Genomic DNA, 11,761 nt, shown 5'->3' with positions numbered 1-11,761 from the left:
TATGAATGATAAGGAAATTTTGAAATACCTTCTTGAGTATGAGTCAAAATATTTTGGCTCAAAGCTTGGTCTAATCTTAGGGAAACAAGAATCTTTAGATGAGCAGCTTTTAAAGAATGCCTTATCTATCCTATCAAAAATATCGAGATCTGAAGCATCAGATCAATCTAAACAACTGGCAATTGCTATAATATCACTTATTTGGACCCATTGTGATCCAGTGTTACATGATAGCCTAAGACAATTTTTAACACCCGTATTATCTGCAATAGGGTTCTCACCTAGTAATAACATGATAGACCCTCTTTTAAAAAAAGAAGGCGCATACTCATATCATGGAAGTTACTTTGATAAACTTAAAATAGTCTTGAACGACTTTAAAAATCAAATAACTATTGGTGATAAAAGCTATATTTTAACATCATTCCAACATGGGATTTGGAAGTCATTAGACGTTAATAAAGTTATTGGCATATCAGCACCAACATCTGCAGGTAAGTCGTTTATTATCTATTTGAGAATTATCCAAATGATTCTTAATGGAGCTACGCGTATAGTTTATGTTGTACCCACATTGAGTCTTATTAGCCAAGTTACATCCGACTTATCTTTACTATTAAAAAAACATGGCATACCCAGAATGTCTGTTTTAAATTCCTTCGATAAAAATTTAGATTCATTTATTTATGTTCTTACACAAGAAAGAACTATAACTGTTTTTTCTGATGAAGAAATAGAAAATTTAGACCTTTTGGTTGTTGATGAAATTCAAAACATTGAAAAACTTGATGATGACAAAGATGAAAGATCTAAAATATTATATGATGTGCTGATGGATCTTAGGTTCGGAGTGAATGTAAATAAAATAATTTTAAGTGGGCCTAGGCTGAGAAAAATTGGCAACTTAGCTTTCGAGTTATTCGGTGAAGCTACAGATGAGAAGACAACAGAATCACCTCCCGTATTAAATATTACGTATTCAATATCAAAAGATAAAAAAGATTACTATTTAAACCAGTATACAAACCTTTTAACTCATCCGATAAGAGTGAAGATAGACAACAAAGAAAAAATAGCAGGTTTTGGCCAAGTTCAATACACAGATAAATTCAATAGTTATATCAATGATATTATTAATAGCCTTAGAGGTGACGTTAATATAATTTTCTCTCCAACAGCGAACCAGGCTCGTCAATCCGCTAAAGAGTTATGTAGAATTATTCCGTTGAAATGGTCAAAAGAATTAACTGAACTTTCTGTCTACTTTAGAGAAAGTGTACATCCTCACTATGAATTGGCTGAATTTGTAAATTATGGTATTGCCTATCATACGGGAAAGATCCCTTTGCATGTAAGAAAGTCTTTAGAATATGCTGCTTCTAATCAATTAATATCAAATTTATTTTGCACAACAACTCTGATGCAAGGCGTGAATCTTCCTGCTAAGAATATCATTATTAGAAATCCTAATTTATATACAAAAAGCAGAGGTGAAAATATAAAACTTTCACCTTATGAATTTGCAAATTTGCGTGGTAGAGCAGGAAGACTTTTAGTTGACTTTATAGGTCGAACTATTGTGCTTGATGAATCAGCATTCGAAGACAGTAAAAATTCCGAAGAAAGTGTTTTTTCTGGTGATTATAAGGAGATAAAGACTGGCTATGATGAAATTTATGAAAGAGATTCTGACTTCATAAATGAGGTTTTAGTAAACCCTTATCAACACGAAAATGAAAGATCTAAAAGCATAATTACTTATATTCGCCACACACTCTATAAATACGGAAGAGACGGTTCTAAAAGATTGGAAAACGTAGGGATAATGTTGGATGATGTCACCATAAATGAAACTTTAAAAGAACTTGCAAAAGTTACAGTGGATCGTGAGGTTGTTCTCGGAAATAGATATTGGGATCCAATGGATTTAAACTTAATTTATGATTTATTCAAGAGATCAAATAAAAACCTTCCAAATACTTTATTTAAGAAAGATCTGTACGAAGTGTTACTCTATTGGCTGAAAGCAATGAGGGATAACTTCCCATATTATTATGACAAATACATTGGGAAAAGTGTGTATGATGATGGCTATCTATATGGTATTGCAAGAAGCGCTGAAAGTTGGGCTCGAGAAAAATCATTGGTAAATATTTTAACTGATAGATTCCCTATGGTTGATGAAGATCTACAAAATAAACTGGATAAAGAAATTGAGAAGCTGACAAAGTATGTAAGCTATGGTCTCCCTATGTTATTAAAACCAATAGCAGACTTTAGCGGAACATCAGGAATAATATCTCAAATTGAACTCGGGATGTTTAATGAATCTACAAAGTATCTATCTGATCGAGGTGTTCCAAGAGAAACGGCGATTAGGATAACCATTTTGCTAGGGATAAAAACAGCTGAGGAATTAAATTTACCACTGGCTTATACCATGTTGAATTCATGGGAGAAACAGCATATTTCACATTTAGTTTAACCACATCCCCCTTTGGCTAAGAAGGGGGTTAATTTTTTTAAATCACATTCATTTTTCTCTTACACAATTAACTCGTTTTCCTTCAGATTGAACTAATTATTTGAATGACGGAGGAAATGAAAGTGAGAACGTACGAACTAATGGCAGTTATACTAGCCGTTTTATCATTTTCTATTGATGCTAAAACCAATGACGGTTGGAAAGTCGATAACCATGAAGAACGACTAAGTAAGAACAATAACAGTGAGGAAGTAATCATCGATTGGGGAATCAACGATGAGGAATTGAACCGATTTAAGGTGTTAATGGCTGGCCCTAGAGGGCTGCAATCCCCAAAAATTGATCCACTAAGCGCTTTGGGAATCGAGGCCCGTAACGATGCCGAGCGCCGTCACTACGCTGAACTCTGGGTAAAACAGGAATATGAGCGCACCGAAAAGGAGCTCAAATTCCAGCGCGAAGTTGATGCGGCCTGGAAACGTCTTATGCCCAACATGCTGCCGGTGAATATGGGCAACGCCGCAGGTATCGCGCATGACTCCGGTGGTCGCTTAGCGCTGTTCGTGCGCGAAGCAGATTGCCAACGCTGTGATGCCCGACTCTCCGCCGTTCTCGCCGATAAACGTCCCGTTGATATCTACCTCGTTGATAGCGAAGGCAGCGATCAGAAACTCCGCAACTGGGCGCAGCGACATCGCATTTCCGCCGAACAGGTTCGAGAGCGCCACATCACCCTCAATCACGACGCAGGCCGCTGGATGCGCTACGGCAACGGCATCATGCCGGTTCTTCTCCAGCAGGGGGAAAGCGGATGGCATATCGCAGCGTTCTAACCATCGCTTTATTGTTGAGTGCCGCCAGCTCTGTGGCGTCAACCAGCATGCAAAGCGTGCCGTCGGGCTATCAGAGAGTCGCTCTGCAGCACGGTGTTCCAGCTGAATCGCTCTACTCGCTGGCGCTTGCTGAGTCGTCACGCAAACTGCCACACGGTACGCGCCCTTGGCCCTGGACAATCAACGTCGCGGGTAAAGGCTACCGCTATGAAAGCAGGCAAGCTGCCTGGCAGGCGCTGCAACAGTTCATGAAAATCCATTCGCTCAAGAGAATCGATGTCGGCATCGCGCAAGTCAATCTTGGCTGGAATGGTCATCGCTTCAACTCAACATGGGATGCGTTTGACCCGTATATCAACCTGAACGCGGCTGCACGCATTCTTCGACAGTGCTGGGAACGCAGCCCCGGCAGTTGGTTGAAAGCGGCTGGCTGCTATCACCATCCGGCTGGCGGCAAACCTGCTGCACGCTATCGGCAGATTGTCAGCCAAAATCTGGCTTCACTTACGCCTGCTCAACCTCGTCCAATCACAATACAGGCACCCGCTAATCTCGCGAGCAACCAAACACCCTCAACCGAAATCATCTGGACAGAACCCCGGAGGCAGCAATGAACAAATTGATGCTGGCTGGCGCGATCGCCGCACTGCCATTTATCTCACATGCCGAACTCAACGTTATCGCGGATCTCGGCGGCGAATCGACAGCGCCGTTCTATGAAGGCATCAACGCTGAGCCTCAGCTGCAACAGCAATCAATCCAACCTGATTACAGTGAAGGTTCAGTGTTGCCAGTAGCAACACCTGAACTTACTCCCGGCTTCGTCGAACCGCGTGCGCTGAAACTGCCGGGAATTGGTGCGTTGTTTCTTGTTGGTGATGATGAGCAATCGCAGGAATGGCTATCGCGTAACGCTGAACTGCTCAGCCGCCGTGGTGCGGTTGGGATGGTGGTGAACGTCAGCAGCTCCTCATCATTGCAGCAATTACGCCAGATTGCGCCCAATCTCCAGCTGGCCCCGGTATCAGGTAGCGATCTGGCGCGTCGCCTCAAATTGGAACATTACCCGGTACTGATCACCCAGCATTCACTGAGCCAGCAGGTATCAGCCCAGTGATGGGATTTGCCGGATTGCATGGATTGCCTCACGCAGCGCTGATGCTCCTTCCCCTGTTCTTCATCCTTTTTCTGGCTCTGCTGCGCGCTTATTGGTGCTGGCACAATCTGCATCACTCGGCACGCAGCAAGTCTGAATCCTGCCAAAAGTGAGTTACTACTATGAGCGATCGCTATGTTATCGAAGCGCTATTACGTCCCGCAGTTGAGTTCAACACCACGCTGGTAGCCGCCACCGCCAGCTATGTCTGTGTGGCAGCGCCCTGGGCTGTCGCGCTGTCGCCATCGGTGAGTTATGTCACCGCGACCGGCTTCGCGGTGCTGGCCGCCGTTCGTGCTCGCCAGGGATGCCAGGTGATCCGGTATCGCCGAAATCTGCGCCGCTTGCCGCGCTATGTGATGACCAGCCGCCAGGTGCCAGTAAGCAATCACCGGCTGTTCCTGGGCAAAGGTTTTCTGTGGCAGCAAAAACACACTCAACGCCTGCTCGATACGCGGCGACCAGAAGTTGAAAAGTATGTGCATCCAGCGAAGATCTATCAGTACGCGCGCAGGTTTGAACGCGCGTTCGAGCATTCTCTGCCCTGGCTGTCTTCAATGATTTCAGCTGATACGCCGCTGAACCCGATTCGCCCGCTACCGCCGGTTGGCGGCAATCCGGCGCTGCACGGCATTGAACCGAGTGAGCGCGATGTATCGATGGACCTCCGCGAACGTGTTGGGCATACGTTAGTGGTAGGCACAACGCGCGTGGGCAAAACACGGCTTGAAGAGATGCTGGTTACGCAGGATATCCGGCGCGGCAATATCACCATTGTCTTCGATCCCAAAGGCGATGCCGATTTGCTAAAACGCATGTGGGCTGAAGCGCACCGCGCTGGTCGTCAGGATGACTTTCACGTTTTCCATCTTGGCTGGCCAGAGATTTCAGCGCGTTACAACGCGGTTGGGCGCTTCGGGCGCGTGTCGGAAGTGGCTTCGCGTATTGCTGGTCAATTGGGCGCTGAAGGTAACAGCGCCGCGTTTCGCGAGTTCGCCTGGCGATTCGTGAACATTGTGACACGCGCGCTGGTTGCGCTCGGCCAGCGCCCCGATTACTCGCTTATCCTTCGCTATGTCACCAACATCGGCGAACTCTATCAGCGCTACGTGGAACATCTGGTCGATAAGCATCTGCCGGAGCTGCGCAGCAAAATTGAAAATGGCAGCAATGTGCTGAAGGAGAAGGATCTGCCGCGCAATATGCAGGGGCAATCAAACGCCACGCGCATCTGGGCAATGGAGCTGGCGCTGAGTTCTGAAGCCGGTAAAAAGCTTTATGATCCCATCCTTGAAGGGCTGCGCTCAGCAGTGCGTTATGACCGTACCTATTTCGATAAAATCGTCGCCTCATTACTGCCGCTACTGGAAAAACTCACCACCGGCAAAACGGCGGCGCTGCTCTCACCTGACTATGAAGACCTCGATGATCCACGCCCAATTTTTGACTGGCAACAGGTAATTCGTCAGCGCGGCATCGTCTATGTCGGACTTGATGCGCTTTCTGACAGTGAAGTCGGTGCTGCCGTTGGCAACAGCATGTTCGCTGATTTGGTGAGTATCGCAGGACATATCTATAAGCACGGCATCAATGATGGCCTGCCGGAAAATGGCGGCGGCAAGCTGCCGATCAGCCTGCACTGTGATGAGTTTAATGAACTGATGGGCGATGAGTTCATTCCGCTGATCAACAAAGGCGGCGGTGCGGGTATTGAGGTGACGGCGTACACCCAAACGATTTCTGACATCGAGGCGCGCATTGGCAGCAGCGCCAAAGCTGCGCAGGTCACGGGGAATTTCAACACGCTGATCATGCTGCGTGTGCGAGAGAATCGCACCGCCGAGCTGCTCACCAGCCAACTGCCTGAAGTGGATGTGTATTCCAAAACGCTGGTTTCGGGTTACACCGATATCACCAACCAGGAGCAAGGCACTGATTTCACCTCCAATACGCAGGATCGTGTGAGCATGGTGAAAACGCCGATGCTCACCCCGGCTGACATCATCAACCTGCCAAAAGGCCAGGCGTTTGCGCTGCTTGAAGGCGGCCAGCTGTGGAAGATTCGTATGCCGCTGCCCGCAGCTGATAAAACCGATTTGATGCCGGAAAGCCTGCAGAAGATCGCTGCTGAGATGCGACGCAATTACCGCACCAGTGAAGCGTGGTGGTCTGGCGCTGCTGGCGCAGAACCGCCGGGAGGTGAGTGATGCCACCACCAAACACCACGACAACGCCAGCGCGCGTTCAGCAGCCTAAAGAGCATAGCTTTCTGTTTAGTCTGTTATGGGAATGGCCGTGGAAGCTAATTGGCATGCTGCTGGCGTCGCTGTTTTTCAGCCTGGTAATGGAGTACATCGGCATTGCATTCTTCTGGCCAGATCAAGGTGCGACGCATAGCCAGCAGGTGATGCAGATCGAGAGCGGCTATCTCTCCACTGAGTTTACGCGCAGCCTGCTGCTGTCACAGCCAACGGTGACGGTCACTGCCTGGGTAACACAAGTTTATCAGTGGCTGGTTGTTGATAGCGGCTTGCAGGGATGGATCGCGCAGCAAAATCAGGCAATGGAAAGTGGAGGGAATGCAGTCGCTGCCGGATTAAGCGCTGGTAGCCGCTGGCTAGCATCGGCGCTGCAGGAATACTTGCTGGCGACGGTGTATGTCGCTGTGGTGACGCTGATTCGCGTGACGATTTTGGTGCTTTCAATACCGCTGTTTCTGATGGTGGTGCTGGTTGCAGTGGTTGATGGTTTGGGGCGGCGAGATCTGCGGCGTTATGGGGCTGCGTATGAATCCAGCTTTGTTTATCATCATGCGAAACGCTTAGTTAAACCCGCGTTCTATGTGCCCTGTATGGTGTATCTGTCTTGGCCATCGGCGGTGTACCCAAACCTGCTGTTGCTGCCTGCTGCGCTGATGCTGGGAATGGCACTGGCGGTGCTGACGGCTTCGTTTAAGAAGTACCTTTAAGCTGGACGACAGCGTGCAAAGCTCGACTTTGTGCGCTGTCGTCAGCAGGCAAGCCGCTTAGGCGGCGCGGCAGCGTTGATATTTAGCTATGCCACTGTGATTCTGATTCATCATTAGGTTGATTGATAACCTGAGACACCTTATCTTAACTAAATCAATCCTTAATTGTGGATTGCTTTATCAAATTTAATCGAGTGCATGTATGCAATTTCATTAACTATCACTTGTTTGGAACTGTCTAATGAACAGGATTCGAAATATAACACTAGTGACTCTTCAAGATACGGAAGATGCTATAAGAGAAGCAAATAATGGAACGCTACAATCCATTTCGATAGAAGAAATTAATAAAAGGCATGGTGCAATAAGAGATGCATCTCGCCTTCAAGCACTAGCAACAATTGCAAGAAGTTCTCATAATAATACATTAAATATTCATGGTAGTCATAATGTTGACTTTGTTTTAAACGAGCTATGTGTATATGCACCAGCATTGACGGCAGTAAGGCTTAATAAATTCATTATGATTGGCCAACAAAAAATAAGCAGATATCGAGCGCTTGAGTATGCGACAGATAAAATGATCAATACCGATTTGAAAAAATACTCTGAGGTTATAAAAGGCAGAGTGATTGATCTATGTTGTATAAGTGGTGCAAAAAGACAATATCTAGCTCCTTTATTTAGTTCACGGGATCCGAATTCAGTTAAAGATAGCTCCGAAATGAGCAAGTCTCTCATTGAAATATTCAAAGAAATTGGTAGAGAAGACTTCTATAATCTGGAGGGAGAATTACTTAAAGGATTTGGCGTATTTACTTGCGAGCTTTTTAAAAACACCCAAGAACATGCCCGTAAAGATGAGAATGGAATGCCTTATCCAAGTCACGTTGAAGGGATCATATCTTCATATGTAAACTCAAATGCGGAATTGTATAAGTCTGATTTTATTTCCAACCCTAGGCTTAAAGAATATTACGAATCAAAAATTGAACTGAAGTCTAATGGGGAAAAGTTACATTGTATTCAAATAAGTTTTTTTGATACAGGACCAGGAATTACCGGGCGTGCTTTTGGTAAAAAATCTTACGAAGGTAGTCTTAGCGATGAAAAAGAAGATCTTATTTCATGCCTACAGAAAAACTTTACATCTAAAAATCAAAGTGGAGCAGGAAATGGTTATCCAACCATATTAAACCAACTTAGGAAGGTTGGAGGGCTGATTAGAATAAGAACAGGAAGGCACTGTATTTTTAACTGTTTTTCAGGAAATGAACTCGCATCTAATATAGATGAAAAAGATGCTGAACTTTTAAACTTTGAGAGTTGGTCAGAAGAAGGTCTAGCACTGGCAGCTGGAACAGTTGTGTCTATTTTAGTACCTTTGAGGAAAGAAAGTGGACAATCTAGTTTATTTTAATGTTCAAAAGAAAACTGTTCCGCACGCGATTGATTTACTCTGCGTATATCTTCCTGACTCATTTTTAATGGATAAAGCGGAGTTCATTTCGGCAATAGCTTTTGCACTTACTAAGTGTGACACTATACCTGACGGAATTGTTATTTACTACTCAAAAAATCTTAAAGAAGAAATTATTGATGCATGGAATGATGATGTTCAAAAGGAAATTTTGTTCAGCCGTCTAACTAATAATAGAAAGTTATATACTAAGTTTTTTTATTTTGTTAATGTTACTAATCAAGGGTTCGCTATCAATGATGAACTTTCTTCGACTAATGGCGTATTCGAACCTTCAGATAGTGATTTCCGGGATTTTTATAAGAAGGGGATTGCTAGTCTAGCTGAAAAAAATGATATAGTTCACAGTGCCCCTTCTGGCCATAAATTTAAACATCCATCTGGGCGAATACTCAATTTATTTATCCAAGCTAAAGAAATTGCATGCAATGAAGCTGAGCTTCAATTTATTGCAAGAGGATTGTGTTTAATACACCCTCAAATCTCTTGGTCAGAATTAGAGTCAGTGTATATTGACTCTATGGGGATTTACTCCTTAGTTAAGGAAGCACTAACCTTTTCAAATTCTCAAGCAGTTATTGAAAATTTTCACTCTTATGAGGGTATCGATAAATTAATCCCCCCTACTGAGTTGGATGTGGCAATTATATCGGCATCGACATCAGGTAGTATGGCATCAATATTAATTGATAAAGGTTTTGACTTAAGCCGGATTATAACTTTGATTGATACGGATTCTAAAGAAAAGTCATCTTTATCGTTGGTTACATTAGGCAGTGGTAATGATATTCTTAAAAAGGATAATTCATTATATAATTATGAGACGGAAATAGAATTAGTAGGCGAGCAGTTTACATACAAGGCGAAACCCCCCAAACAAATTACCATCAGTTTTAAGCATGAGCCCGACGCATTAAAAGAAATTTTAAATACTTTCGCTATTGATGGAGTTAATGGTATCAATGAGCGATTAGAAACAATTAATAAGACACCGTTAATAAGTCTTCGCCCTGAAAATTTATTGAAATGTTCTCGGTTCAACAAATGGTTAGAAGATGAATTGAGATGGTCCCTATCATCTTCAGTAAATTTGATTTTATACAAAGATGATGGGGCTTCTTATCAGCTTGTGGAGAGAGTTCGGGACATAATTAAAGATATTAGAGACAGCAATGAGAAAATTTCAATACTTGAAGCAAGTGAATTAGATGATGATGCGTTAAAAAACTGCAAAGGTGTCTTGATCATTTCTGCATTTTGTGGCGACGGTGGTGATTTGAGACAAATAAGTAGAGATCTCAGGGAATTCGAAGATAGAGTTATACCCCGACACTTTTTAATTGGGGTAGGCATTCCGCAAAGTAATAGTGCATGGAAAAAGTTACGTTTATTTCTGATTAAAAATGCGACTAAAAGAGACTACGAATTTTCTGTATGGAATGTTTTGCCCTTAGGACCAGATATCATTTCAAACTCATGGGCAGCACTTCCAGATTATTTATCAAAAGTGCAAGTTGAGGATAGGCCGACTCATGAAGGTTTATCTGAAACAGACATCGATAATTTACTTGATGATATGGATATTGCTATCACCTCATCGTTCAACAGACTCTTACCCAAAACAAATGATGAAGATCTTCAATTGACGCCTGGCTTTGTTTTTTTTAATGATAAATTTGATGATGAGCTTGATAAGATAAATCAATCAGTAATACTCATGACTATTTCCTCTGTCCTTCAGGCAGCCAGAGAGTACACAGAACAAGATCTGTGTCTTAGCCCCAGTAATTACCAATCGGTTGTGTTGTCTCCTGAAAACTTTTTGCGATTTAATGATGACATTCTCCAAGCATGCATATTAAGAGCAAGCCTGCCTTCTGAATTAGACTATCGTTCTAACGCAGATTTAAGCCTACTTATGAGTGAATTCTTATTTAAGGTTTTCTCAAGACATGATCATCCGTTTGGCTTTGCCGCATTAGAGTTTGCTGCAGCTTTGTCTACAGGTAAGTTGCAATTAAGGAAAGAGCACTGTATAGAGTTGGTGAATAAAACTCTTAGTATTAAACCCTGCGACCAAAGAGCATTGGCAGGCTTTATGTTATCAATCAAAAGTAGACTAAATTAGTTTAGGCTCTGAATCTAGTCATTAACCATCCTATGTGATGGTTAATGACTAAACACTTAAAAATTAAAACATTCAATTCTAAAAAACATTAATTTATCTATTTACACGTCATCTCTTGTAAGTTTCAGCTTCTTGTAGCTAATGAGACGATGAACAAATGAAAATATATATATTAGGTGTTTTTTTATTTTCGAATATATGTGTTGCAAGTGAACTCGACGAGCTCGCCACCACCCAACGCCTGCTCGACCAAGTCCAGCTCTCCCTCGACCGTGCCCGCACCGTCGCCGCGCAATCCGATCCTAATAACCGCCGCCGTTACCTGTTCGACTACAAGAAAGCCAATGAAGACCTCAACACCATGCGTGCTGGCATCGACCGCTACACGCAGCCTTCACGTGCGCAGCCGCTGGATTACGGCAAGGTTAGCGGCGACTACACGCGAGGCCGTCCGCTATGGCGATGACCGCCGCACAGATCAACGCGTTTAAAACGGCATCCGGCAACATCGATATTAGCGTTCTGTATCTGGTGTCCGTTGGGCTACTACTGTGCGTGCTGTTTCTCTGGGCAGCATGGGCGGCGGTAGATGTCTGGCATGGCTGGGCAAATACCAAAGTCCGGGATGCCGCACTTGCCCGATTTGTTATCCGCTCTGTGGCTTTACTGATCGTCTGCATCTGGATGTTCGCCAGCTAACGCAGACATTTT

General features: G+C 43.9%; 10 protein-coding genes. All 10 read left to right on the top strand.

The annotated features are described in order from the left end of the window. Position 1: 1 nt before the first annotated feature. The 10 genes from BM323_RS08115 (at position 2) to BM323_RS08075 (ending at position 11,749) form a co-directional block, all read left to right on the top strand. Complete coding sequence (locus tag BM323_RS08115; protein ID WP_091003620.1) at positions 2-2,485, top strand: DEAD/DEAH box helicase; 2,484 nt, start codon at positions 2-4, stop codon at positions 2,483-2,485. A 305-nt stretch (positions 2,486-2,790) separates the two neighbouring features. Beyond that, positions 2,791-3,318, top strand: coding sequence for a TIGR03759 family integrating conjugative element protein (locus BM323_RS08110; RefSeq protein WP_254773237.1), 528 nt, complete (start codon positions 2,791-2,793; stop codon positions 3,316-3,318). Further along, positions 3,297-3,932, top strand: coding sequence for a transglycosylase SLT domain-containing protein (locus BM323_RS08105; RefSeq protein ID WP_091003617.1), 636 nt, complete (start codon positions 3,297-3,299; stop codon positions 3,930-3,932). Before BM323_RS08110 ends, BM323_RS08105 begins: the two co-directional genes overlap by 22 nt. Further along, positions 3,929-4,435: an integrating conjugative element protein gene (locus tag BM323_RS08100; RefSeq protein WP_091003615.1), complete on the top strand. Its 507-nt coding sequence runs from the start codon at positions 3,929-3,931 to the stop codon at positions 4,433-4,435. Before BM323_RS08105 ends, BM323_RS08100 begins: the two co-directional genes overlap by 4 nt. A gap of 161 nt (positions 4,436-4,596) precedes the next feature. Next, positions 4,597-6,681, top strand: a complete 2,085-nt coding sequence (gene traD, locus BM323_RS08095) for a type IV conjugative transfer system coupling protein TraD (RefSeq protein WP_091003612.1) — start codon at positions 4,597-4,599, stop codon at positions 6,679-6,681. Continuing rightward, on the top strand, positions 6,681-7,442 hold the full coding sequence (locus BM323_RS08090; RefSeq protein WP_091003610.1) for a TIGR03747 family integrating conjugative element membrane protein: 762 nt from the start codon (positions 6,681-6,683) through the stop codon (positions 7,440-7,442). The genes traD and BM323_RS08090 overlap by 1 nt, the downstream gene beginning before the upstream one ends. Positions 7,443-7,683: 241 nt before the next feature. Further along, positions 7,684-8,862: a hypothetical protein gene (locus BM323_RS24265; RefSeq protein WP_139221407.1), complete on the top strand. Its 1,179-nt coding sequence runs from the start codon at positions 7,684-7,686 to the stop codon at positions 8,860-8,862. Beyond that, positions 8,840-11,050, top strand: a complete 2,211-nt coding sequence (locus BM323_RS08085; protein ID WP_091003607.1) for a hypothetical protein — start codon at positions 8,840-8,842, stop codon at positions 11,048-11,050. The genes BM323_RS24265 and BM323_RS08085 overlap by 23 nt, the downstream gene beginning before the upstream one ends. Positions 11,051-11,207: 157 nt before the next feature. Further along, positions 11,208-11,516: an integrative conjugative element protein, RAQPRD family gene (locus BM323_RS08080; protein ID WP_091003604.1), complete on the top strand. Its 309-nt coding sequence runs from the start codon at positions 11,208-11,210 to the stop codon at positions 11,514-11,516. Continuing rightward, complete coding sequence (locus tag BM323_RS08075) at positions 11,507-11,749, top strand: TIGR03758 family integrating conjugative element protein (RefSeq protein ID WP_008107119.1); 243 nt, start codon at positions 11,507-11,509, stop codon at positions 11,747-11,749. Before BM323_RS08080 ends, BM323_RS08075 begins: the two co-directional genes overlap by 10 nt. Positions 11,750-11,761: the final 12 nt, after the last annotated feature.

Origin of the sequence: Pantoea sp. YR525, assembly GCF_900116775.1 — a bacterium.
GTDB classification, from domain to species: Bacteria; Pseudomonadota; Gammaproteobacteria; order Enterobacterales; family Enterobacteriaceae; genus Pantoea; species Pantoea symbiotica.
Note: the sequence above shows the minus strand (reverse complement) of the source record. Positions and strands in the feature narration are given on the sequence as shown.